Raw genomic sequence first — 23,847 nt, forward strand, 5'->3', positions numbered from 1 at the left:
GCCGGGTTCGGGGACGGCCGTTCCGTCCCGCCCCCTACAGCACCCACCCGCCGTTCACGTCGCCGCCGCCGGTGTAGAGGTTCGCCGTGGTGGCGGCGTGGTTGCCGGTGATCTCGATGGCGAGGTCGGCGACGCCATCGCCATCGACGTCCAGCTGCAGCAGGGTCTTGCCGCCATTCGCCTTGATCGTCGCCTGACCGGCCACGCCGGTGAACTTCGCAACGAAGGTGAACGCCTGGTCGTCGGCGAGATTGACGTTCGCGTCGATGGCGCTGAGGTCGATGCGGTCGTTGAACAGGAACGCCAGGTCGGTGATCACGTCCCGGTCAGCGGTCTGGCCGAGGCCTGAGCGGCGGATATCGGCGTCGGTGAAGGCGAACGTGTCGCCGCCCGTGCCGCCGGTCAGCCGGTCGCCGCCCGCGCCGCCGTAGAGGACGTCGCCGTCCTGGCCGCCGTCGAGGCTGTCATTGCCGTTGCCGCCGTAGAGGCTGTCCGCGCCGGCCATGCCGGCGAGCACATCGGCCCCGTCGTTGCCGATGAGGGTGTTGCCGCCGGCGCTGCCCGTGATGGTGTTGGCCAGCGCGTTGCCTTCGCCGGTAACCCCGCCGTTCAGGGTCAGGCTCTCGATGTTGGCCGACAGGGTGTAGCTGACCGACGAGGTGACGCTGTCGGTCCCCTCGCCCACGCCCTCGGTGATCGCGTCGTCGGCGTCGTCGACGACATAGCTGTCGTTGCCCGCGCCGCCGGCCATGATGTCCGCGCCGGTCCCGCCATCCAGCGTGTCGTGCCCCGCCCCGCCGTTGAGCGTGTCGATCCCGGCGCCGCCACTGAGGACGTCATTCTGGGTGTCGCCGTTGAGCGTGTCGTTGTCATCGCCGCCGTTCAGGACATCATCCCCGCCGCCGCCATTGAGCGTGTCATTGCCCGCCAGACCGTTGATCGTGTTGGCGACGCTGTTGCCGGTGATGAGGTTGGCCAGGGCATTGCCGGTCCCGGTCAGGGTCCCGCCGTTGCCCAGCGTCAGGTTCTCCAGCCCCGACCCGAGGGTCCAACTGATCCGGGTGATCACGAGGTCGGTCCCGTCGCCGCCGGTCTCGTCGGTCGTATCGCCCGCGTCGTCAACGACATAGGTGTCGTTGCCCGTCCCGCCGGTCATGGCGTCGGCGCCGAGCCCGCCCTTGATGTAGTCATCGCCGTCGCCCGCATCGATGACGTCATCGCCCTCGCCGCCGTCGATCGTGTCGTTGCCGCCGCCGGCGTTGACCGTATCGGCCCCGTCCTGGGTGCTGATCGAGTCACTGCCGCCGCCGCCGAAAAGCAGATCGTCGCCGGCGGATCCCGTTTCGGACTGGGCGGTCACGGCGACGGTGAGCGAGAGGCCGCCTGCGGGCGTGTTCTCGAAATAGCTCAGCGTGCCGTTCTGCCGCCCGATCACCGCATCCATGACGCCGTTGTTGTCGATGTCGGCGAAGGTGAGGTTGCTGAAGTTGACCACGTCCACGCCGTTGAGCGGGTTGGCTGCGCCGGTGCGCTGGACGAAGACCGGAGCCGCGGCGGTTCCGGTGTTCTCGAAGTATCTCAGCGTGCCGTCATTCTCGCCGACCATGGCGTCGAGGTCGCCGTCGCCGTCCAGGTCGGTCAGGGCGATGGCGCTCTGGAAGCCCACATCGACGCCGTTGAACGGATTGAGCGCCCCGGTGCGCGCGGTGAAGGTCGCATTCCCCGCCGAGCCGGTGTTCTCGAAGTAGAGCAGCGCGCCATTGTCCTCGCCGACCAGCAGGTCCTGGTCGCCATCGTTGTCCAGGTCGGCGAAGGTCGGCGTGCTCATGACGCCAACGTCGATGGCGTTGAACGGATTGGACCCGCCCGTGATTTCGGTGAAGATCGCCCCTCCCGGCGTGCCGATGTTTTCGAAGTAGTTGAGGACGCCGTCCTGCTCGCCGATCACCGCGTCCAGGTCGCCGTCATTGTCGAGGTCGACCAGGGCTGGCGCGCTTCGGTCGGCGACATCGATGCCGTTGAACGGATTGGACGCGCCGGTCTGCTCCGTGAACACCGGGGCCAAGGCCGTGCCGGTGTTTTCGAAATAGAACAGGGCGCCGTTGAGCTCCCCGACCACCGCGTCCAGATCGCCGTCGTTATCGAGGTCGGCGAAGACGGGCGTGCTGACCACACCGACATCGACCCCGTTCAATGGATTGGCCGCGCCGGTGCGCTCGGTGAAGACCGCCGCGCCGGGCAGGTCGTCGCCCGCGGCGTCCGTGACATTGAGCGTCAACGTCCGCGACGCCGTCGGCGTGTCGCTGACGTTGGCGTAGGTCAGGTTCTGGATCAGGGCGTCGATGGCGGTGCCCGTTGCCGCCGCGTTGAACGTGATCGTCAGGGTCGCGCCGACGCCGCCCGCCAGGGTCCCGATGACCACGCCGCCGTAGGTGACGTCGGTTCCCGACAGGCCGATCTCGCCGGCGCCCGTTCCCTGGTTGCGGACCGAAGCGCGGTCTTCCGCCAGCAGGCCTGACAGGACCAGCGCGCCGCCGTCGAAGCTGTCCGGATCGGAGAAGACGACATTGATGTCGAGAAGCTGCGGCGCGTTGTTGACGAGGTTCTCGGCGAAGGTCGCCGAGGCCGCCAGGCCGGTCAGGCTCATCGCGTCGTTGGTTCCGGTGATGTCGACATTGACCGTGCCGAGCGTGACCGCGCCGGAGCCGTCGTTGGCCGTCACGGTGATGGTCGCGGCGTTGTTCCCGCTGGCGTTCGCCGCCCCCGTGTACTGGATCGCCGAGGCGGTGTTGAGGAACGTATCGATCGCCGAGGCCGTGCCGGTCAGGGTGATCGCGCCGGTTCCGGAGTTGCTGACGGTCACGCCGCCGCCGGTCGTCGCGGTCATCGTCCCGGCGGAGGCGGTCAGGACGACAGTCAGGCTGTCGCCGTCAAGGTCAGCCAGGGTTACGGCCGACAGGTTCAGGTCGCCCGCCACGTCCTCGGTCACCGTCACGTCGGTCGGCAGGCCGCTCGCGGACGGCGCGTCGTTCTGGGCCGTTACGTTGACGGTGATGGCGGCGCCATGAACCGTGGTGTTCTGGTAGTAGAGAATTTCACCGTTGCGGTTTCCGGACAGCAGGTCCATGTCGCCATCGCCGTCGATATCTCCGAACGTAGGCGACGCATAACTGCCAACAACAACAAAATCGAGCGGGTTTTCCACGCCGGTGCGGGCAATAAATAAAGGCGCGGACGTCGTTCCGGTGTTTTCGAAATAGACCACGACGCCGGCGCGCGTGCCAATCATCGCATCGAGATCGCCATCGCCATCTATATCGACGAAGGCGGGCGTGCTGTTGAGCCCAACATCAACGCCATCGAAGGGATTTGCGACGCCAGTCAGGGCTGTGAATACAGGCGCGGAGGTTGTGCCAGTATTCTCGTAGTAGTTCAGAAGACCGTCGTTTTCGCCGACCAGGGCGTCCAGATCGCCATCCCCGTCGAGGTCAGCAAAGGTCGGAACGCTCGAAAGGCCGACATCGACGCCATTGAAGGGATTGTCCGTACCGGTGCGGAGGGTGAACAACGGAGCCGCCGCCGAGCCGGTGTTTTCATAGTAGTTCAGAAGACCGTCGTATTCGCCGACCAGGGCGTCCAGATCGCCATCCCCGTCGAGGTCAGCGAAGGTCGGTGCGGCCCGAAACCCGACATTGACACCATCGAAAGGACTGGCCGTGCCAGTACGCTCGGTGAACGCGGGCGAGGCACCCGAACCGGTATTCTCGAAATAAAGAAGTGTGCCGAACAGCTCGCCGACCACAACGTCGAGGTCGCCATCGTCATCAAGGTCAGCGAACGTCGGCATGCTGACAAAGCCGACGTCAACACCAAAGGGGAGGGAATTGAAGACAACGACCTGTTGTTCGAAGCTTGTCGCGCCCCCAAAATCCGCGCCACTCGCGTCGGTGAGGTTGATGGTGAGCGTCCGGCTGGCCGTCGGCGTATCGCTGCTGTTGGCGTAGGAGAGGTTCTGGATCAGGGCGTCGATCGCCGCCGCGGTCGCCGCCGCGTTGAAGGTCACCGTGAAGGTCGCCCCCACGCCACCGGATGCCGTGCCGATCTCAACCGGATCGGCTCCGCCCGCGCCGTCCGCGTCGTAATAAACGACCCCGGCGGCCAGGCTGATAATCGCGCCACTCAGGATCGAGACCGTGTCCCCGGCCAGCAATCCGCTGACCGTCAGCGTCCCGCCATCAAAGTCACCATCGGCGTCCGTGAAGGTGACGTCACTGTCGATGAGTTGAGGCGCCGCATTGACGGTGTTTTCGTTGAACGTCGGGGCGTCAAGACCGGAGAGCGTGGGCGCAGCCATCGAGCACAACTTTCAGCATGCCACCCGGACGCCTTTTCGTCGGGCGGTCGTTAGAACATGTGGGTCTGAATGTGATGCGCCCGCGCCCCCGCGCGGGCGGTCGCCCTGCCCCGCCTGAAAGAAACCTCAGGCCGGTCGCCCTTTTCAAGCGCACACCTCCCCCATTTTGGGCATCTGGGGAGATAAAAGTACCGAGTGGTAACCGCCACAGGAGACGTATGCCTCTTGAGGGGGCGACAGCGACCGGCCGCAGCCGATTCTGCGCCCTACTCCGCCGGTTCGGTGCTGGTGACCGGCGCGCCGAGCTGCTGGAGCATGCGGCGGGCGATGTCGCGTTCCTGACGGCTGCCGCGGACGACGTCGCGGTTGGCGCTGTAGAGGCCCAGCAGGTAGGCCGCGTCCCACTCGGTCAGGCCCCTGGCGGGTTCCGCGCCGCTGTCGCGGTCGGCGAACAGGCCGATGACCGACTTCACGCCGGTCAGGTCCACATCCGGTTCGATCTGAGCCAGGCCGATCATGGTGATGTAGTCGGCGAGGGCCTCGAAACGGATGACGCCCACGCGCTTCACGTCGATCAGGATGATCACGTGATCAAAGTCGTCGCGGGTGGTCGCGCGCAGGCGGCTGGCCGAGCGCACGCGCACGGCGGCGCCCTGGGTGTAGCTCTGGCCGTCGGCGGTCTTGGTGCGGGTGACATGCCACCAGCGCACGGGGGTCGGCGTCTCGACGAACGCGCCCAGCGCCTTGTCGCCGCGGCTCATGCCGCGCTCCCAGCGGGCGAAGGCGGCCGGATTGCGGTCGACGATCGATTTGGCCAGCGTCTGGGAGTCGTCGGTGGCGATGATGACCATGTTGGGCCTGCAGCCCGGCGCGCCGGTCTCGAGGCCGACGGCGGCGGAGACGGCGGCGATCCGGTCGATCAGGGCCTGGCCGTAGGGGGCTTTGAGGCCGACCACGCCCGGGCAGATCTTGCGGTCCCAGCGGGCAAGCCGGCCATTGGCCGTCGGCGCGGAGACCTCGGCCACGAAGGCCGACACGGTGTCGATCGGCGGGGCGGCCGGGCGGGCGGTGATCACCAGGCCCTCGACCGTCGTCGGCTGGGGCGGAGGCGGCGGCGGCGCCGGCCGTGCGGGAGCAGGCGCGGCGGCCGCCGGCGCGGGCGCGCCGGGACCGACCGGATTGCCCTCAGGCGAGGTCGCGGGTCCGCGCGGGGCAGCGCCCGCGGGCTGGGCCATCAGCACCAGCCCTGTCATCGCCGCGGCGATCCATCTGGACATCACGCCCCCTCAATCAAGCCTGTCAGCCGGCGCCCGAACGCCGGCCGGCGTTACTACCGGCGTTACTAGTAGCCTTCCGGCAGATCGTCGTCGGCCTCGATCTCCTTTTTGGAGACCTTCTTGTCCGTCACGGTCGCCTGGCTGAAGATCAGCTCGACCACCTTGTCCTCATAGAGGGGCGCGCGAAGCTGGGCTTGCGCCTGGGGGTTGGTGCGGAAGAACTCGAACACCTGCTGCGCCTGCTGGCCGTACTGCATGGCCTCGCGCTGCATCGCCTGGTTCAGCTCCTGGTCGGTGACCTGGACGTTGTTCTTGCGGCCGATCTCGGCCAGCACCAGACCCAGGCGCACGCGGCGCTCGGCGATCTTGCGGTACTCGACCTTCAGCTCGTCCTCGGACTTGCCGGCGTCTTCCGGCGGCAGGTTGCCGGCGGTCTTGTCGCCTTCGACCTGTTGCCAGATGCCCTCGAACTCGGCGTCGACCATGCGCTGCGGCAGGGCGAAGTCATGGCCCTTGTCCAGCTCGTCGAGCAGGGCGCGCTTCAGCTTGAAGCGCGACTGGTTGTCGTAGCCCTGCTGGAGGTTCTTGGTCAGGGTCTCGCGCAGGGTGGCCAGGTCCGACAGACCGAGGCGCTGGGCCAGGGCGTCATCGGCGGCGCCTTCGACCGGCGCGCGGACCTCATGCACCGTGACGGCGAACTCGGCGTCCTTGCCGGCCAGCTCGGCCGATTGGTACGGCTCGGGGAAGGTCACCTTCACGGTGACGGCGTCGCCCGGCTTGGCGCCGACCAGCTGGGCCTCGAAGCCAGGAATGAACTGGCCCGAACCGAGCGTCAGTTCGAAGCCCTCGCCCTTGCCGCCGTCGAACGGAACGCCGCCGACGCTGCCGAGGAAGTCGATCAGCACCTGGTCGCCGTCCTTGGCCTTGACCGACTTGCCGGTGCGCGGCTCGAACGTGCCGGCCTGCTTGGCCAGATCGGCCAGCGCCTCGTCCACTTCCTTGTCGGTCGGGGCGTAGACCGGGCGCTTCAGCTTCAGCTTGCTGGTGTCGATCGGCTCGAAGTCCGGCATCAGCTCGACGGCCAGTTCGTAGGCCAGGTCGGCGCCGCCGGCGAGCACGGCGTTCATGTCGGATTCGGGCTTCAGATCCGGCTGCGAGGCGGGACGCAGCTTGTTGTCGTCGAGGACCTTCTGGGTCGTCTCGTTGAGCGCTTCCTGCACGACTTCCTGCATCAGGGCCTTGCCGTGCACGCGACGCACGTGGGCCGCGGGCACCTTGCCCTTGCGGAAGCCCTTCAGGTTCATCTGCGGGGCCAGTTCGGCGATCCGGGCTTCAAGGCGCGCGGCGAGCTCGCCCGCCGGAACAGTGACGCCGTAAACGCGGCTGAGGCCTTCACCAGACTTTTCAACGATTTGCATCGACATTCTCAAAGAAGCCGGACGAGCGGCGCGGGGCCGTTGTCATCCGCCGGATGTGGAAATGGATCCGCCGCCCGGATCAGGGCGGCGCAAAGCGGTGGCCCTTATGTCATGCGGGCGTTTGGGGGCCAAGTGCGAGTTTTCGCGGCGGGCCCGGTCGTCCCGGACGCGGACCCGAATGGTGCGGATGAGAGGACTCGAACCTCCACGCCTCGCGGCGCTGGAACCTAAATCCAGTGCGTCTACCAGTTCCGCCACATCCGCAGGTTCGGACGCTTCCCTACGGGATCAGCGGCGGCGGCGCCAGTGGCAGGGGCGCGGGGTCAGGCCTTGTGCTTGGGCGCCGCGTCGGTCTCGGCCCGCAGGCGGGCCCGGGCCTGCCTCAGGTAGTCGAGGTACCCGTCGCCGTCGCCATAGTCGGCGAAGGTCGAGTAGCGCTCGTGCGCCCCGAGCACCCGCCGGGCGTGCTTGATCGGACACCAGTACTGCTCGGTCCGTGCGGCGACTTCCCGGGCGTAGGCGACGACGCCGTTGGCATAGGAGCAGTAGGCGCAGTTGAACCGCTCGATAAGGTTCAGATAGGCCAGCCCTGACCGGTCGAAGACCAGGTAGCGGGACCGCTTGACCCTGGGGATGCCGTAAACCCGGAAGCAGATCGCCTGATAGGCCGAAACCCACAGGTCGAGGATCGCGAACGGCACGATCAGCGAATAGATCACCGGCGCCGTCAGGACCACCAGCGGGTTGGCGCGGCCGAGGTAGCGCGCCAGTCCGGTCTTCAGCTCGCGGTGTCGACGAACGACCTCCGCCTCGAACCGGGCCCTGCCGTGTTCCAGTCCGTACCGCAGGCCGGCGCGGGCCTTGGCGAACTCCTCCTCCAGCTCCTGTTCGAGGTCGCGCATGGTCTCAAGGAGGGTATCGATGCGCTCGGTCATGGCCGCTCCGCCGGTCGGCCGGCCCGGATCGGGCGTCGCCAGACCGACAGTCTGGCCCGGAGCGGGCCGGCCCGCTTTGATCTGTTCGACCTTCCTGCCGGGGCCGCGGCGCTTGAAGTCGCCGACCGGGTCGATAACGTGCCCCCCTTGTTTCCGGAGGACCCGCCCATGCTTCGTCGTCAGTTCCTGCAGGGCGGCGTCGCGCTCGCCGCCGTGCTTGCCGCCTCGGAGGGTCGGGCCCAGCCCGCGCCGGGCTCCGAGGATGCGAAGCTGCGGGCGCTGCTGGACGCCTTCTTCCAGGAAGACCTCGACGGCGCCCCGGAGTTTGCCACGGCCCTGGGTCTCGACGTCGGCGACAAGGCCGGCCTGCGGTCGAAACTGTCGGATATGTCCTCCGCCGGCCGCAAGGACTGGGTCGCGGATCACCGCGCGCGCCTGACGCGGCTGGCCGGCATCAACGCCGCGAAGCTGACTCCCGCCGGCAAGACCGACCGCGACGTGGTCGCCTATGCCTATACCCGGGTCGCCGAGGGCGGTGAGCGGTTCGCCTTCGGCGAAAGCGCGGCGGGCTTCAGCTACGCGCCCTACTCGCCCTATGTCGTCAGCCAGCTCAGCGGCGCCTACCAGAGCGTGCCCGACTTCCTCGACTCGCAGCACCCGGTGAAGACGGCGTCCGACGCCGAGGCCTATCTCGCGCGGCTCGACGCCTTCCCGGCCGCGCTGGACGCCAACACCGCCGGCCTGCAAGCCGACGCCGCACGCGGCGTCCTGGCGCCGGACTTCGCGCTCGACGCCACCCTGGCGCAGCTGACGAAGCTGCGGGCTCCGGCCGGGGCGCAGAGCGGGCTGGCGATGTCGCTCGCCGGCCGCGCCACCGCCGCCGGGATCGCCGGCGACTGGAACGCCCGGGCCGCCGCCATCGTCGACAGCCGCGTCTACCCCGCGCTCGACCGGCAGATCGCGGCGCTCAAGGCCCTGCGGCCGACTGCAACCGGCGACGCCGGCATCTGGAAAATCCCGGACGGCGAGGCCTTCTACGCCGGCGCGCTGGCCTTCCAGACCACCACGCGCAAGTCGCCAGACGAGGTCCACCGATTGGGACTGGAGCAGGTCGCCGATCTGTCCGCCCGCCTCGACGTGCTGCTCAAGGCGCAGGGCCTGACGACCGGTTCGGTGGGTGAGCGGCTCACGACCCTGTCGAAACGGCCTGACCAGCTCTATCCGAACACCGACGCCGGCCGGGCCGACCTGATCGCGGCGCTGAACGCCCAGACCGAGGACATGCGCGCCCGGATGCCGCGCGCCTTCAGGACCCTGCCGAAGTCGCCCGTCGAGATCGTCCGCGTGCCGCCCGACATCCAGGACGGCGCGCCGAACGGCTACGCGACCTCGCCGACGCTCGATGGATCGCGACCGGGCCGCTTCTACATCAACCTGAAGGACACGGCCGAGTGGCCGAAGTTCGCCCTGCCCACCCTCACCTATCACGAGGCCCTGCCCGGCCATCAGTGGGAGGGAGCCATCGCCCTCGAGGCCAAGGACTCCTCGATCCTGCGCCGCGCCGGCCTGGGCTTCGCGGCCTACGGCGAGGGCTGGGCGCTCTATGCCGAGCAACTGGCGCTGGAGCTCGGCGCCTATGAGAACGACCCGCTCGGCGAGATCGGCTTCCTGCAGTCGATGCAGTTCCGCGCGGTGCGGATGGTCGTCGACACCGGCATGCACGCCAAGCGCTGGAGCCGGGCAAAGGCCACCGACTACATGGTCGAGACCACCGGCATGCCCCGGCCGCGCGTGCAGCGGGAGATCGACCGCTACTGCATCTGGCCGGGCCAGGCCTGCAGCTACAAGATCGGTCACACCGAATGGGTGCGTCTGCGCGAGGAGGCGAAGACCAGGGCCGGCGCGCGGTTCGACCTCAAGACCTTCCACGACGTCCTGCGCCAGGGCGGCATGCCGCTGGTGGTGCTGGAGTCGGTGGTCCAGGGGCTGTTCCCGGCCTGACGGCCGGGCCGGATAGGGAGTGAGTCATATGTCGGATCAAATCCCGGGCGCCGAGCCCATCCTCGAGCCCGACCTGCCGATCGTCGATCCGCACCATCACCTCTGGGACCGGCCCGTCATGCCGTCCCGCCGCGAGGGCGCCCATCCGTTCGAGGACGTCATCCAGCTGACGCCCCGCTATCTGCTCGACGAGCTGCGGGCGGACGCGGGCAGCGGCCACAACGTCACCGCCACGGTCTATGTCCAGTGCGGGGCCTTTTACCGGGCGGGGGGCGCGCCGGCGATGGCGCCGGTCGGCGAGGTCGAGTTCGTCAACGGCGTGGCGGCGATGAGCGCCAGCGGGATCTACGGCCCGTTCCGCGCCTGCGACGGGATCGTCGGCCACGCGGACCTGCTGCTGGGGGATGGCGCGGCGGCGGTGCTGGAGGCGGAGGTTCGGGCCGGCGGCGACCGGTTCAAGGGCATCCGGCACGTCAACGCCAGCGACCCTGATCCCGATGTGCTCGGCCCGATGAGTCATACGCCGGGCGGCCTGCTTGGCGAGACCGCCTTCCGCGCCGGCTTCGCCCGGCTGGCGCCGCTGGGCCTGTCGTTCGACGCCTGGATGCTGGAGCCGCAGCTGCCGGAGCTGATCGACCTGGCCCGCGCCTTCCCGGACACCGACATCGTCCTCGACCACGTCGGCACCCCGCTGGGCATCGGCGCCTACGCGGGCAGGCTGGACGAGCGGTTCGACGTCTGGCGGGACCAGATGCGCGAACTGGCGCAATCGCCGAACGTGGCGGTCAAGGTCGGCGGCCTCGCAATGCCCTTCCCCGGCTTCCCGGGCCTGGACGGCAAGGCGCGCCCCTCCTCCCGGGTCCTCGCCGACCTGTGGCGGCCCTATGTGGAGACCACGATCGAGCTCTTCGGCGCCGACCGCTGCATGTTCGAAAGCAACTTCCCGGTCGACCGCTGGGGCTGCGACTACGCCACCCTGTGGAACGCCTTCAAGCGCATCGCGGCGGGCGCGTCCGACGCGGAGAAGGCCGACCTGTTCTCGGTGACTGCGAAGCGCGTCTACCGGCTGGCGTAGAGCTCGCCCAGCACCGCCGGCGCCAGGCCCGGCAGGTCCTCGGCGATCAGGCCGGGGCCGAACCGGCGTGCGCAGGCGGCGTGGATCCAGGCGCCGGCGCAGGCGGCCTCGAAACTGTCCATGCCTTGGGCGACCAGGCCGCCGATGAACCCGGCCAGCACGTCGCCTGACCCGGCCGTCGCCAGCCAGGGCGCGTCCTCGACACAGACCGCCGCCCGTCCGTCCGGCGCGGCGATAACGGTGTCCGCACCCTTCAGCAGCACGACGGCGCCGGCCAGCCGGGCGGCCTCCATCGCGGCCGAGATCCTGTGAGGCGCCGCCTTCAACAGGCCTGGAAACAGGCGCTCAAACTCTCCGACATGCGGCGTCAGGACGTCATCGCGGTCCAGGGCGCTGAAAAGATCGGATGGCTTGTCGCGGAACACGGTCAGCGCGTCGGCGTCGACCACCAGCGCCGCGCCCGTGCGGGCCAGAGCAAACAGGTGCGCGCGCGTGGCGGGCGTGACCCCGGCGGCCGGGCCGATGATCACGGCGTCGGCCTTGTCGGCGGCCTCGGTCAGGGCCTGTTCGGTCTCGAATGCGCGAACCATGATCGCTTCGAGATGCGCGGCGTTCACGGCGGCGGCGGCGGGCGAGGCGAGCACGGTCACCACGCCGGCCCCGATCCTCAGACCTCCCCGCGCCGAAAGACGCGCGGCGCCGGTGTTGAGCGCATCCCCGCTGACCACGGCCAGTCGCCCACGAGCATGCTTGTGCGAGGCCGCGCCGGGCCATGGAAAGTGCTGCTGCCAGACGGCCGGACGGTTCTCGACCAGGGTCGAGGGCGTCGGGCCCAGCCCGATGTCGGCGACGACGATCTCGCCGCAGGCCGAGCGTCCCGGCTCAAGGGCGTGGGCGATCTTGCGGCGATGGAAGGTGACGGTGAGAGCCGCCTTGAACGCCGCCTCGCCCCGGACCTTGCCGCTGTCGCCGTCCAGGCCGCTGGGTACGTCGATGGCCACGACCGGCGTGGACGTGCGGTGCGAGGCCTGGGCCCGGCTGAGCGCCGCGCCTTCGAGCGGGCGGCTCAGGCCCGCCCCGAACAGGGCGTCGACGACCAGGTCGGCTGACCTGACCGCGGCGGACAGCGGAAGCGTCTCGCCTCGCCAGCGCGCAGCGGCCGCCCGGGCGTCCGCCGTCGCGGGCGTGGCCAGGGTCTCGACCCACACAGACCACCCGCGCCGTTTCAGCTGCCGCGCGACGACATAGCCGTCGCCGCCGTTGTTGCCGGGGCCGCACAACACCGCGACGCGGCAGGGCTGGAAGCGCGCACGGATCGCGTCGGCGACAGCCCTGCCCGCCCGGTCCATGAGGAGAGGGCCCGGCGTTCCCGCGGCGATGGCGGCCTGGTCGGCCGCCGTCATCTGCTCGACGGTCAGGATATCCGGCGCGGCGCCCACGGCGTCTCCCTTCAGAGGACCTGGGTCGAAGCTTCGCGCCCCTTTGCGATCAGGATCAAGGCGTCATCGGTAACCTCGAACACCTGCATCGAGCAGTGGTCAGGCCGAAAGCCCATGACCAGGTCGCCGCCGCCCACGAGCGTGACCGCCCCGTTGATGGCGACGAAATGGCTGAAGATCGCCGCCCCGGCATGGTCGGCCACCGCCTGGGCGACGTCGCGCCGCCAGACCTCATAGTCCAGGTCGCCCTTGATATCGCTCCAGCGCCCGCCGAACGCCTCGCGGAGCCAGGCGCCCCGGTCGGCCGCCGACACGCCCTTCGGCGTCGGTATCTCGCCGACGCGCGGATCGATGGTCAGCTCGACGCCGAGGGCGTCTGCGAATGGCTGGGCCGTCTCGCGGCACCGTCGCAGGGGCGAACTGACCACACGCGTCGGCCGCGCCTGCGCCGGCAGCGCGAGCAGGATCTCGGCAACCGCCCGCGCCTGGGCCTGGCCGGTCTCGTCCAGGCCAGGATCGTCGTCGTCATCGCCCCAGGTCGCCGAGGGTTTGCCGTGGCGGATCATGTAGGTGCGCATCTCAGACCAACTCCGTTATGGCCGGGCCCACGGGGACATGTACTTCAGTACGTGTCCCCTACCGCAAGCAAGGGACACGCACTGAAGTGCGTGGCCCTGCGCGTCAATCCGGCGTGAACAGGTTCCGCTTGCCGTCCGGATGCCGGCCCACGGTCCCCGTCCGGCCCACGCCCTCGCGACCCTCGAGATCCCGCAGGGTCGCCTCGTCGTCCGGCGTCACGGCGATGAAACGGCGGTCGTGGCTGTCGCGGCCGAAGACGATGCCCATGTGATAGCCGTCACGGGTGTGAACCACGGTGTAGGCCTCGATGGTCGCGGGCCCCTCGGGATGCTCGACGAGCGCCGGATGCGGCAGGGCGTCGATCTGGCGCTGGATCACCGCCGGGTCTTCACGCTCCCAGGTCCCCTGAAGCGGCGTGGTCGAATAGATGCCGGTGGACTGCTTGGTCAGATACCAGCCGTTGGCCGTGCACAGGCCCCAGCTGCCGGGCCGGTCGCGCAGCTTGCCCATCATCGTGGCGATCGAGTGCATGGCGTAGTTGTTGCCGGGCCCGCCCATGTAGGGCAGCCCGCCGGTGACGGTCAGGCCGCGCGGATCGTCCAGCGACAGGCCCAGCTCCTCCGCCCCGACCTCCACGGCGATCGGGAAGCAGGAATAGAGGTCGATGAAGTCGAGGTCGTCGAGACCGATGCGTGCCATCTCGAAGGCGCGCTTGCCGGTCAGGCGCATGGCCGGGCTGGAATGGAAGTCCTGACGGTCCGACGGGTACCAGAGGTCGCTGGCGTCGGCGCAGCCGTGCAGGAACACCCACTTGTCTTCCGGCACGCCCAGCTCGCGCGCCTTGCGGACGCTGGCGATGATCACTCCGGCGGACTGGTCCACCTCCATGATCGCGTTGAGGTACTTCGGATAGGGGAAGCTGATCATCCGGTTCTGGTCGGTGACCGTGACCAGTTCGGCCTCGCTGCGCTCGGTCGGGAACCAGGCGTGCGGGTTCATCGACGCAACCTTGCTGAACGGCGCGAACAGCTTGCCCAGTCGCTTCTGGTGGTCATCGATCGACCGGCCGTCGCGCGCCCGCAGCGCGTTCTCGAACATCGGATAGACGTTGATCGGCCGGTTCAGGCCGTGGGCGTTTTCCTGCGGCGTGGTGCCCGGACGCGGATCGCCCATCCGCTTGGGCTCATCCTCAATAGCGTAGGGATCTTCCCAGCCGGCGAAGCCCGCCCCGCCCTTCAGCCGCTTCATCAGCGAGCCGAGAAACTCGGCGCCGACGGCGATGGTCAGCTCGTTTTCACCGCGGGCGATCCGCTCGCACAGGGTGTTGATCACCTGCTGCGGGCTATTGCCGCCCATGTGGGTGTAGATTTCGAAGGTCGTGTCGGCCCCGACCGCTTTCGCGAAAGCTGCCGGCGGGTTCTTCAGGCGCGGGAACGGCAACTGCGACAGAGCACCGGGCGCGTCGATGGTGAAGCCGACCACGGCGACCCCGTCGAGACCGGCCAGGGCTTCGCTCCCCAGACCGGCGTCCGTCACGGCGCGTTCCGCCGCGATCTTGAGCAACTCCAGCGGAGACGGCGAGGTGTTCGCCGGACCCCGATACGTGAATTGACCCGCTCCGATGATCACCGGTGTGTCGTCGCGCATCGTTCCACTCCCTTCAGCCTGCATTTCCGTCTCGGTATCGCCCTGCCCCGGCGGCAACCAAGGCCTTTGACGACATGCTCTTGTCTTGGGCGCCGGGCGCCTGTTTGATGGGCGCCCCATCCCTTACGCTGCGCTGCAACGCGCGTCCGGGGCGTCAGGCCTTGAAGCGCTGCGAAGGCCCGTGCTCCGTCCCGCCAATTGCGCCACAGAGGCTCGCATGAAGAAGATTGAAGCGATCATCAAGCCGTTCAAGCTCGATGAAGTGAAGGAAGCGCTGCAGGACCTCGGGGTCCAGGGCATGACCGTGCTCGAGGCGAAGGGCTACGGCCGCCAGAAGGGCCACACCGAGCTCTATCGCGGCGCCGAGTACGTCGTGGACTTCCTGCCCAAGATCAAGGTGGAGGTGGTTGTCGACGACGGCCAGCTGGAGGGCGCCCTGGAGGCGATCCAGACCGCCGCCCGCACAGGCCGCATCGGCGACGGCAAGATCTTCGTCTCCGAAGTCACCGACGTTATCCGCATCCGCACCGGCGAGGCCGGCGCGGCGGCGATCTAGTTCTACAAACGACCAACCATACCGTTTCGCACCATCAAGCTCAGGGGATAGGGCACATGGCCAAGGCAAAAGACATTCTGGCGATGATCAAGGAGAAGGACGTCAAATACGTCGACGTCCGCTTCACCGACATTCGCGGGAAGATGCAGCACGTCACCTTCGACATCGACCTCGTCGACGATGACTTCCTGGAAGACGGCACGATGTTCGACGGCTCGTCGATCGCCGGCTGGAAGGCCATCAACGAGTCGGACATGAAGCTGCGTCCCGACCTGTCGACCGCCTACATCGACCCCTTCTATCAGCAGACCACCCTCTGCCTGTTCTGCGACGTGGTGAACCCGGACACGGGCACCCCCTACAACCGCGACCCGCGCTCCATGGCCAAGACGGCCCTGGCCTATGTGAAGGCCTCGGGCATCGGCGACACGGTCTACTTCGGCCCGGAAGCCGAGTTCTTCATCTTCGACGACGTGAAGTGGTCCACCGACCCGCACAACACCGGCTACAGCTACGACTCCACCGAGCTGCCCGTGAACACCGGCAAGGCCTACCCTGAAGGCAACATGGGCCACCGCCCGGGCCCCAAGGGCGGCTACTTCCCGCTGAACCCGGTCGACAGCGCCCAGGACCTGCGCGGCGAGATGCTGGCCGTCATGGGCGAGCTCGGCATGAAGCCGGAAAAGCACCACCACGAAGTGGCGCCCGCCCAGCACGAACTCGGCCTGAAGTTCGACACCATGGTCGTGATGGCTGACCGCCTGCAGCTCTACAAGTACGTGATCCACAACGTGGCTCACGCCTACGGCAAGACGGCGACCTTCATGGCCAAGCCGATGTTCGCCGACAACGGCTCGGGCATGCACGTGCACCAGTCGATCTGGGGCGACGGCAAGCCGCTGTTCGCCGGCGACCAGTACGCCGGTCTGTCGCAGATGTGCCTGTGGTACATCGGCGGCATTATCAAGCACGCCAAGGCGATCAACGCGTTCTCCAACTCGACGACCAACAGCTACAAGCGCCTGGTCCCGGGCTACGAAGCGCCGGTGAAGCTGGCCTACTCCAGCCGCAACCGCTCCGCCTCGATCCGCATCCCGCACGTCGACAGCCCCAAGGCCAAGCGTCTGGAGTGCCGGTTCCCCGATCCCATGGGCAACCCGTACCTGACCTTCACCGCGCTGCTGATGGCCGGCCTCGACGGCATCGAGAACCGCATCGATCCGGGCGCGCCCGCCGACAAGAACCTCTACGACCTGCCGCCCCGCGAGCAGAAGAAGATCCCGGAAGTCTGCGGCTCGCTGCGTGAAGCCCTCGAGAACCTCGACAAGGACCGCGCCTTCCTCAAGAAGGGCGGCGTCATGGATGACGACTTCATCGACAGCTACATCGAGCTGAAGATGGAAGAGGTCATGCGCCTGCAACTGCACCCGCACCCTGTCGAATTCGACATGTACTACAAGTGCTAGCGGCTTGGGGACATGTACCGAAGGTACGTGTCCCCCAGTTCGGCGACCGGGCTTAGGGGACACGTACCTTCGGTACATGTCCCCGGCTTCCAGAGGGCCGGAGAGCGATCTCCGGCCCTTTTGCTTTCGGCGACTGCCCAGGCGGCGGGCGCCGTGTCGCAACGCAGCAACAGAAACGTCGCAACTGCGACTTATCCACAGATCGAACGCCGTTCGCGATAGATGCCGCCGGCGTGCGCTCCAAATGTGCCCCGGCGCTCTGAAGGGCTGGGGGCGGCATTCAGCCCGCGTGGCCGCTTCTGCGGCGGACAGCATGAGGATGACACCATGAATTCCACCCGCTCGGTCACGCGCCATGCGCTGGCCCTATCCTGCGGCATCGCGGCCCTGACTGCGGCCCTGGCTACCGCCGCGCCCGCGCTGGCGCAGGAAACCACGGTCGGCGAAGTCATCGTCACCGCCCAGAAGCGCAGTGAAAACCTTCAGGATGTGCCGGTCTCGGTCGCGTCCCTCGACGGCGAGCAGCTGGAGACGATCTTCGCCGGCGGCGGCGATATCCTGACCCTCGCCGCCCGGGTGCCGGCGCTCTACGCCGAATCCTCGAACGGCCGGATCGCGCCGCGCTTCTACATTCGCGGCCTCGGCAACACGGACTTCGACATCGCCGCCTCACAGCCGGTCTCTGTGATCCAGGACGAGGTGGTGCTCGAGAACGTCGTCCTGAAGAGCACGCCGCTGTTCGATCTCGACCGCGTCGAAATCCTGCGCGGCCCACAGGGCACCCTCTTCGGCCGCAACACCACCGCCGGCATCATCAAGTTCGACAGCATCAGGCCCAGCGACAGCTTCAGCGCGCGCGCGACCGGCTCGCTGTCGACCTACAACACCCTGACCTTTGACGGCGGCATCGGCGGTCCGATCGTTCCGGGCAAGCTGTCGGCCCGCGCCTCGGTGCTGTGGCAACACCGCGAGGACTGGATCAACAACGCCTTCACCGGCGAAGACGACGCCCTCGGCGGCTTCGATGAATCCGCCGCCAGGCTCCAGCTGCTGTTCACCCCGACCGACCAGCTCTCGGCGCTGTTCAACATCCACACCCGCTCGCTCGACGGCACCTCGGCGGTCTTCCGCGCCAACATTCTGACGCCCGGCAGCAACCAGCTGAACGCCAACTACCGGGCGGATACGGTGTACTTCGACGGCGGCGGCGACAACCCGCAGACCTATGACGGCTGGGGAACCTCGTTGAAGGTCGACTACGACTTCGGCGGCGCCACCCTGACCTCGATCACGGCCTGGGAAACCACCAACGGCCAGAGCCGTGGCGACATCGACGGCGGCAACATGGTCACCGGCCCGGGCTTCATTCCCTTCCCCTCGGACACCACCGACGGCGTGCGCGACCTCGACCAGTTCAGCCAGGAAGTCCGCATCGCCAGCGCTGCCGGCTCCCCGCTGACCTGGCAGGTCGGCGCCTACTACTTCCACTCCGAACTGGAAGTGTTCACCGATCCGGGCTTCGTCGCCCAGACGACTCTGCTGCATGAGAACACCTCCTGGGCGGTGTTCGGACAGGCGACCTATGACCTGTCGGATACATTGCGTGTGACCGGCGGCCTGCGCTGGACCAGCGACGAGAAGGATCTGACGGACGTCTCGGCGCCCGTTCCGTTCGCTCCGGTGAGCGCCTCGGACGAGCAGATCAGCTGGGACGTCAGCCTGTTCTACGATGTCTCCGACGACGTCAGCGTCTATGGCAAGGTCGCCCGGGGCTTCCGCGGCCCGTCGATTCAAGGCCGCGACGTGGCCTTTTTCGGCGCCCCGTCGGTGGCCGACTCCGAGACCATCCTGTCGTGGGAAGCCGGCCTCAAGAGTGAGCTGTTCAACCGCAGCGTCCGCCTGAACGCGGCGGTGTTCACCTACACGGTGGATGACATCCAGCTCAGCGCCATCGGCGGCGCCCTGAACGGTACGCTGCTGCTCAACGCCAACCAGGGCAAGGCCTGGGGCTTCGAGATCGACGGCGAGTGGGTGGTCACCCCGAACCTCGTGCTGACGGCCGGCTACAGCTACAACAACACCGAGATCGATGACGCCAACCTGACCGTCGCGGTCTGCGCCCAGTGCACCGTGACTGACCCGGTCAACGGCCTCGGCCGCGCCTTCGTCAACGGCAACCCGTTCCCGAACGCGCCGGAGTCGATCTTCGACTTCACGGCCCGCTACAGCCACCCGTTCGGCGACGGCGGCGAGCTGTTCGCCTTCACCGACTGGAACGTTCAGGGCGAGACCAACCTGTTCCTCTACGAGTCGGAGGAGTTCAACAGCGACGGCAACTTCGAGGGCGGCCTGAAGCTGGGTTATGCCCGCGAGGACGGATCCTGGGAGCTGGCGGTGTTCGCGCGCAACCTCACTAACGAGGCCAACCTCAAGGGCGGCATCGACTTCAACAACAACACCGGCTTTGTGAACGAGCCGCGCGTGGTCGGCGTGACGCTCAGCGCGCGCCTGCCCTGACGGATCAGCGAGGGTCAGGGCGCGCCCTGGCCCTCGCGATCAATCTACAGCGCCTCTCCCGGCGTCACGACGCCGATGCCGCTCTGGCGCAGAACGCGCGCGGCTTCCAGATTGCCGGCCTGGGCCGCCTGCCGCAGCCAGCGGATCGCGGCCGCCTCGTCCTGCTCCACGCCCTGGTCGCCTTCGGAAAGCAGCATGCCCAGGTAGTACATCGCGTCGCCGTGCCCCTTCCGCGCCGCGGCTTCCCACCAGCGCCGGGCCTGACGCGGGTCGCGGGCGACGCCTTTGCCGGCGACGCTGCGGATGCCCATGTTGACCATGGCGTTGGCGTCTTCCTTGTCGGCCGCCTTGCGGATCCAGGTCAGCGCCTGGACGTCGTCGACCGGCACGCCCTCGCCCGTTTCGTACATCAGGCCGATGAAGAACATCGAACCGGCGTCGCCCTTGTCGGCCGCCGCGCGCCACCAGCGCATGGCGGCGGCGAGGTCCTTGTCCATGCCCTTGCCCCAGTAGGCCATGGCGCCCATCTGGGCCATTCCTTCGGCGTCGCCGAGGTCGGCGGCCTGTTTCCACAGGCCGGCCGCAGCCTTCTCGTCCTTCTCCCCGCCTTCGCCCTTCAGCAGCATGATCGCCATGTTGTGCATGGCGTCGGTGTCGCCCTGGGCGATCGCGGCCTTGTACCAGCGCGCGGCCTCGACCTTGTCGACCGCTACGCCCAGTCCCAGATCGTAGGTCACGCCGAGGTTGAACAGCCCGCGAACATTGCCGCGCTCGGCGGCGGCGCGGGTCCAGCGCAAGGCCTGCGCAGCATCCTGTTCGACGCCGATCCCTTCGCCATAGACGTAGCCGAGCGAGGCCATGGCGTCAGCTTGCCCCTGCGCGGCCGCAGCCAGCCACAGGCGCGCGGCTTCCTCGGCGTCGAACGGGACGCCGCAGGCCTCGGAATGGAGATAGCCGAGCGCGGCCATCGCCTCGACGTCCTTTGCGGCGGCCTTCTTCTGCGTCTCGGCGACAAACGCGTCGGACTTGCAGGACTCCAGCAGACCCAGTTGCCACGGCGATTTGACACCGCCCGCGACAGCCAGGCTCGGCAGGGCGCTGACGGCCAGACCAGCGGCCAGGGCGACAGAATACAGAACGCGCTTCATGCGCGAAGACTGCCCTGCCGTCCGCCCGCCTTCAATCGCTTTGGCGTCACAGTCAGCGGGGATCGCACTCGCCCGGCGCGGCGACACTGACGCCGGCGGCGGCGGCCGTGCAGGCGTTGCCGTAGGTCTTGCCGTCGACGCCGCAGACCGGCCGGTATTCCCGCGTGCAGATCTGCGGCCGCTTGCGGCAGGTCCCCGAACCGTCGGCGACGTTCTGCATTTCGGGCGTCATGCTGCAGTAGAGCCCGGCGGCGCAATGAAAGCCGGCGATGCCGCCACACATGCCGCCCTCGGCGACGGGCGTGCGGCCCGGCGGCGGGGCCGGCGCGGGGACACCGCCCGCCGACCCGCAGGCCGCGCCCATAACCAGCATCAGGCCTGCCGCCAGACCAACCTTGAAGAAGCGTCTCATCCGTCGTCTCCGTCCAGGTCCCTCGCCCGGATGCTGGGCTTTCAACGCCGCACTGTCGAGAAGGCTTCAACCGCCCTTGATCAACGGCTTCATTTGGTCTGATCTGCCCCCTTCGAGTCCGGGGTGAGGCGATGACATCAAGACTACGCGCGGCGTTGGCCGCAGCGGCGACAGCAGCTTTGCTGGTCGGCTGCGCCACAACCGGATCGACCGCCTCCACTCCGGAGAAGCCCGCCGCTTCGTCGCCGGCCAAACCGGTTCCGACCGGGCTGGACCCTGCCACGCGGCCCGACCCCTTCCCCTCGACCTACGCCCCCCTGCCCTCGCGGCCGACGGCGATCCGCGGCGCCTCGATCCTGACGGCCACAGGCCAGGTGATCGACCGCGGCGTGATCGTCTTCGCTGAAGGCAGGATCGTCGCCGTCGGCGGCGGCGACACGGTCATCCCGGACGGCGCGACCGTTATCGACGGGACCGGCAAGTGGGTCACGCCGGGCATCATCGACTCGCACAGCCACCTGGGCGTCTATCCCTCGCCGGGCGTGGCCTCGCGGTCGGACGGCAACGAGGGCATCGATCCGGTGACCGCCAACGTCTGGGCGGAGCACTCGATCTGGCCGCAGGACCCCGGCTTCAACCGGGCCCGCGCCGGCGGCGTGACCACGCTGCAGATCCTCCCCGGCTCGGCCAACCTGTTCGGCGGCCGGTCCGTCACGGTGCGCAACGTGCCGTCGGTCACCATGCAGGGAATGAAGTTCCCCGGCGCGCCCTACGGCCTGAAGATGGCCTGCGGCGAGAACCCCAAGCGGGTCTATGGCAATCGCGGCCGCGCCCCCGCCACGGCGATGGGCAACGTCGCCGGCTATCGCCGCGCCTGGATCGACGCCGCCGACTATGGCCGTCGCTGGGACGATTACCGCGCCAAGATCGCCAAGGGCGAACGCGCCGATCCGCCGAAACGCGACCTCGGCCTGGACACGCTGGTCGGCGTCCTGCGCGGCGAGATCCTGATCCAGAACCACTGCTACCGCGCCGACGAAATGGCGGTGATGATCGATGTGGCCAAGGAGTTCGGCTACAAGATCACGATGTTCCACCACGCGTCGGAGGCCTACAAGATCGGCGCCTTGCTGGCCAGGGAAGGCATCTGTTTCGCCACCTGGGCCGACTGGCAGGGCTTCAAGATGGAGGCCTATGACGGCATCGAGGCCAACGCGGCGATCGCCTTCCGGGCCGGGGCCTGCACGGTTATCCACTCGGACGACGCCACCATCACCCAGCGCCTGAACCAGGAAGCGGCCATCGCCATGGCCGCCGGCAACCGCATCGGCCTCAAGATCACCGAGGCCGAGGCCATCGCCTGGATCACGATCAATCCGGCCAAGGCCCTCGGCATCGACGGCCAGACCGGCTCGCTCGTCGCCGGCAAGCGGGCCGACGTGGTGCTCTGGAGCGCCAATCCGTTCAGCGTCTACGCCCAGGCCGACAAGGTCTTCATCGACGGCGCGCTGGTCTATGACCGCCGCGACCCGCGTTACCAGCCCAAGTCCGACTTCGAACTCGGCCAGCCCGGCGAAGGGGCCTTCCACCCATGAAACGCGCCCTCCTCGCCCTCGCCGCGCTCGCGCTGGCGACACCGGCCGCCGCCGAGACCGTGGCGATCATCAACGCCCGCCTTGAGACGGCATCGACGGCCGGGACCATTCCCAGCGGCGCGATCGTGCTCAAGGACGGCAAGATCGTCGCCGTCGGCGCGGGGGTTACGGCTCCGGCCGGCGCCCGCGTGATCGACGCCGCCGGCGGCACGGTGTCTCCGGGCCTGATCGCCCCCTCGACCAGCCTGACCGTCTCCGAAGTCGAGCAGGTGACCTCCACCCGCGATGACCGCTCGGGCAAGCTCTCCGCCGGGTTCGACATCAGCTACGGCGTCAATCCCAACAGCACGATGATCCCGTTGGCCCGCCAGACTGGCCTGACCCGCGTGGTCGCCACGCCGGTGCTCTCGCGCGGCGGCGGCGACGGTCACAAGCACGATGACAGCGGCGCCCAGGACTTCGCGGGCGGCGGCGGCGGCGATGACGCCGAACCGATGATGTTCGCGGGCCAGGCGGCGATCGTCGGTCTGGCGGCCGGCGACCAGGACCCGGTCGTCCGCGCCCGCGTCGCCGTCACGCTCGATCTCGGCGAGGCCGGCGCCCGCAACGCCGGCGGCTCGCGCGGCGCGGCGCTGGTGCTGGTCAGGGCCGCCTTCGAGGACGCCCGGGCCTTCGCCCGCAACCGCGGGGCCTATGACCGCGGCGAGACCCGTGAGTTCGGCCTGTCCCGCGTCGATCTGGAGGCTCTGATCCCGGTGGTCGAGGGGCGCACGCCCCTGCTCGTCCGGGTCAACCGCGCCAGCGACATCCTGCAGGTCCTGCGGATGGCCCGTGAGGAGAAGATCAAGATCATCCTCGAAGGCGTTGCCGAAGGCTGGCTGGTCGCGCCGCAGATCGCGGCGGCCGGCGTCGGGGTGATCCTCGACAGCCAGACGGACCTGCCCGACAGCTTCGAGACCCTCGCCGCCCGCCTCGACAACGCCGCCCGCCTGCAGGCCGCCGGCGTCACCGTGGCGATCATGGGCAGCCGGGACCTGAACAACCTGCGGCAGCAACGCTTCAACGCCGGTCTCGCCGTCGCCAACGGCCTGCCGCGCGACGCCGCCATGGCCACGGTCACGTCCAATGTCGCGAAGATCTGGGGCATGACTGGCGTCGGGTCGCTGGTCGTCGGCCAGGAAGCCGATGTCGTCCTGTGGACCGGCGATCCGCTGGAAACGTCGTCCTGGCCGAAGGCGGTGTTCATCGGCGGCGTCGAGCAACCCCAAAGCACCCGCGCCTTCGAACTGCGCGACCGGTACGCGACCCCGGGCGCGATGGGCTATCCGCCGGCGTATCAGTAGAAGCCAGATGCTCCCCGTCGGGGGAGCTGTCGGCGAAGCCGACTGAGGGGGTCCGCTCAAGTCTCGGGTGACCCCCTCCGTCTCG

Annotated in this window: 16 protein-coding genes and 1 tRNA gene; 7 read left to right on the plus strand and 10 right to left on the minus strand. The window is 68.5% G+C overall.

The features are described from left to right. Positions 1–34: 34 nt before the first annotated feature. The 5 genes from AC3WJT_RS14180 to AC3WJT_RS14200 all read right to left on the minus strand — a co-directional run bounded on the left by AC3WJT_RS14180 (position 35) and on the right by AC3WJT_RS14200 (position 7,984). On the minus strand, positions 35–4,354 hold the full coding sequence (locus AC3WJT_RS14180) for a beta strand repeat-containing protein (protein ID WP_492343772.1): 4,320 nt from the start codon (positions 4,352–4,354) through the stop codon (positions 35–37). 266 nt (positions 4,355–4,620) lie between these two features. Then, entirely contained in the window at positions 4,621–5,631 is a 1,011-nt protein-coding gene (locus tag AC3WJT_RS14185; RefSeq protein ID WP_492343773.1) for a hypothetical protein, read from the minus strand. Between the two features lie 65 nt (positions 5,632–5,696). Then, complete coding sequence (tig, locus tag AC3WJT_RS14190) at positions 5,697–7,049, minus strand: trigger factor (protein ID WP_492343774.1); 1,353 nt, start codon at positions 7,047–7,049, stop codon at positions 5,697–5,699. A gap of 179 nt (positions 7,050–7,228) precedes the next feature. Next, positions 7,229–7,313, minus strand: a tRNA-Leu gene (locus AC3WJT_RS14195). 59 nt (positions 7,314–7,372) lie between these two features. Beyond that, on the minus strand, positions 7,373–7,984 hold the full coding sequence (locus AC3WJT_RS14200; RefSeq protein WP_492343775.1) for a hypothetical protein: 612 nt from the start codon (positions 7,982–7,984) through the stop codon (positions 7,373–7,375). Positions 7,985–8,152: 168 nt separating this feature from the next. Between AC3WJT_RS14200 and AC3WJT_RS14205 the strand changes: the two genes are divergently transcribed. Together AC3WJT_RS14205 and AC3WJT_RS14210 are read left to right on the plus strand one after the other, a co-directional pair. Next, a complete protein-coding gene (locus AC3WJT_RS14205) occupies positions 8,153–9,985 on the plus strand; it encodes a DUF885 domain-containing protein (RefSeq protein ID WP_492343776.1) in 1,833 nt (610 codons plus the stop codon). A gap of 28 nt (positions 9,986–10,013) precedes the next feature. Beyond that, positions 10,014–11,060 (plus strand): amidohydrolase family protein, encoded by a 1,047-nt coding sequence (locus AC3WJT_RS14210; RefSeq protein WP_492343777.1) that lies wholly within the window; start codon positions 10,014–10,016, stop codon positions 11,058–11,060. Here AC3WJT_RS14210 and AC3WJT_RS14215 read toward each other — a convergent pair. From AC3WJT_RS14215 to AC3WJT_RS14225, 3 genes are all read right to left on the minus strand, one after another. Then, the gene (locus AC3WJT_RS14215) at positions 11,045–12,463 is read right to left on the minus strand and encodes an NAD(P)H-hydrate dehydratase (protein ID WP_492343853.1); all 1,419 of its coding nucleotides are present in this window, start codon (positions 12,461–12,463) and stop codon (positions 11,045–11,047) included. The genes AC3WJT_RS14210 and AC3WJT_RS14215 overlap by 16 nt on opposite strands. 47 nt (positions 12,464–12,510) lie before the next feature. Further along, entirely contained in the window at positions 12,511–13,077 is a 567-nt protein-coding gene (locus tag AC3WJT_RS14220) for a histidine phosphatase family protein (protein WP_492343778.1), read from the minus strand. Positions 13,078–13,180: 103 nt separating this feature from the next. Then, on the minus strand, positions 13,181–14,725 hold the full coding sequence (locus AC3WJT_RS14225) for an acetyl-CoA acetyltransferase (RefSeq protein ID WP_492343779.1): 1,545 nt from the start codon (positions 14,723–14,725) through the stop codon (positions 13,181–13,183). A gap of 217 nt (positions 14,726–14,942) precedes the next feature. Between AC3WJT_RS14225 and AC3WJT_RS14230 the strand changes: the two genes are divergently transcribed. From AC3WJT_RS14230 to AC3WJT_RS14240, 3 genes are all read left to right on the plus strand, one after another. After that, positions 14,943–15,281 (plus strand): P-II family nitrogen regulator, encoded by a 339-nt coding sequence (locus AC3WJT_RS14230; RefSeq protein ID WP_492343780.1) that lies wholly within the window; start codon positions 14,943–14,945, stop codon positions 15,279–15,281. A 56-nt stretch (positions 15,282–15,337) separates the two neighbouring features. After that, positions 15,338–16,747 carry a type I glutamate--ammonia ligase gene (gene glnA, locus AC3WJT_RS14235; protein WP_492343781.1) on the plus strand — a complete coding sequence of 470 codons (1,410 nt, stop codon included), beginning with the start codon at positions 15,338–15,340 and terminating at the stop codon, positions 16,745–16,747. 327 nt (positions 16,748–17,074) lie between these two features. Further along, positions 17,075–19,264, plus strand: a complete 2,190-nt coding sequence (locus AC3WJT_RS14240; protein ID WP_492343782.1) for a TonB-dependent receptor — start codon at positions 17,075–17,077, stop codon at positions 19,262–19,264. Between the two features lie 44 nt (positions 19,265–19,308). Here the strand turns inward: AC3WJT_RS14240 and AC3WJT_RS14245 are convergent, their stop codons facing one another. Continuing rightward, entirely contained in the window at positions 19,309–20,412 is a 1,104-nt protein-coding gene (locus AC3WJT_RS14245; protein WP_492343783.1) for a tetratricopeptide repeat protein, read from the minus strand. Positions 20,413–20,464: 52 nt separating this feature from the next. Beyond that, positions 20,465–20,824 (minus strand): Kazal-type serine protease inhibitor family protein, encoded by a 360-nt coding sequence (locus AC3WJT_RS14250; RefSeq protein ID WP_492343784.1) that lies wholly within the window; start codon positions 20,822–20,824, stop codon positions 20,465–20,467. A 131-nt stretch (positions 20,825–20,955) separates the two neighbouring features. Here AC3WJT_RS14250 and AC3WJT_RS14255 point away from each other — a divergent pair, with 131 nt between their 5' ends. Further along, entirely contained in the window at positions 20,956–22,419 is a 1,464-nt protein-coding gene (locus tag AC3WJT_RS14255; protein WP_492343785.1) for an amidohydrolase, read from the plus strand. Beyond that, on the plus strand, positions 22,416–23,762 hold the full coding sequence (locus tag AC3WJT_RS14260; RefSeq protein WP_492343786.1) for an amidohydrolase family protein: 1,347 nt from the start codon (positions 22,416–22,418) through the stop codon (positions 23,760–23,762). The genes AC3WJT_RS14255 and AC3WJT_RS14260 overlap by 4 nt, the downstream gene beginning before the upstream one ends. Positions 23,763–23,847 lie beyond the last annotated feature (85 nt).

This window comes from Caulobacter sp. FW305-C-30-S16 (assembly GCF_058783025.1).

Excerpts from the sequence above, each read along its gene's own strand:
- AC3WJT_RS14215 (WP_492343853.1), bottom strand. The coding sequence starts at position 12,463 with ATGACGGCGGCCGACCAGGCCGCCATCGCCGCGGGAACGCCGGGCCCT.
- AC3WJT_RS14205 (WP_492343776.1), top strand. The coding sequence starts at position 8,153 with ATGCTTCGTCGTCAGTTCCTGCAGGGCGGCGTCGCGCTCGCCGCCGTG.
- AC3WJT_RS14240 (WP_492343782.1), top strand. The coding sequence starts at position 17,075 with ATGAATTCCACCCGCTCGGTCACGCGCCATGCGCTGGCCCTATCCTGC.
- AC3WJT_RS14230 (WP_492343780.1), top strand. The coding sequence starts at position 14,943 with ATGAAGAAGATTGAAGCGATCATCAAGCCGTTCAAGCTCGATGAAGTG.
- AC3WJT_RS14200 (WP_492343775.1), bottom strand. The coding sequence starts at position 7,984 with ATGACCGAGCGCATCGATACCCTCCTTGAGACCATGCGCGACCTCGAA.
- AC3WJT_RS14260 (WP_492343786.1), top strand. The coding sequence starts at position 22,416 with ATGAAACGCGCCCTCCTCGCCCTCGCCGCGCTCGCGCTGGCGACACCG.
- AC3WJT_RS14180 (WP_492343772.1), bottom strand. The coding sequence starts at position 4,354 with ATGGCTGCGCCCACGCTCTCCGGTCTTGACGCCCCGACGTTCAACGAA.
- AC3WJT_RS14185 (WP_492343773.1), bottom strand. The coding sequence starts at position 5,631 with ATGTCCAGATGGATCGCCGCGGCGATGACAGGGCTGGTGCTGATGGCC.
- AC3WJT_RS14255 (WP_492343785.1), top strand. The coding sequence starts at position 20,956 with ATGACATCAAGACTACGCGCGGCGTTGGCCGCAGCGGCGACAGCAGCT.
- AC3WJT_RS14225 (WP_492343779.1), bottom strand. The coding sequence starts at position 14,725 with ATGCGCGACGACACACCGGTGATCATCGGAGCGGGTCAATTCACGTAT.
- AC3WJT_RS14210 (WP_492343777.1), top strand. The coding sequence starts at position 10,014 with ATGTCGGATCAAATCCCGGGCGCCGAGCCCATCCTCGAGCCCGACCTG.
- tig (WP_492343774.1), bottom strand. The coding sequence starts at position 7,049 with ATGCAAATCGTTGAAAAGTCTGGTGAAGGCCTCAGCCGCGTTTACGGC.
- glnA (WP_492343781.1), top strand. The coding sequence starts at position 15,338 with ATGGCCAAGGCAAAAGACATTCTGGCGATGATCAAGGAGAAGGACGTC.
- AC3WJT_RS14220 (WP_492343778.1), bottom strand. The coding sequence starts at position 13,077 with ATGCGCACCTACATGATCCGCCACGGCAAACCCTCGGCGACCTGGGGC.
- AC3WJT_RS14245 (WP_492343783.1), bottom strand. The coding sequence starts at position 20,412 with ATGAAGCGCGTTCTGTATTCTGTCGCCCTGGCCGCTGGTCTGGCCGTC.
- AC3WJT_RS14250 (WP_492343784.1), bottom strand. The coding sequence starts at position 20,824 with ATGAGACGCTTCTTCAAGGTTGGTCTGGCGGCAGGCCTGATGCTGGTT.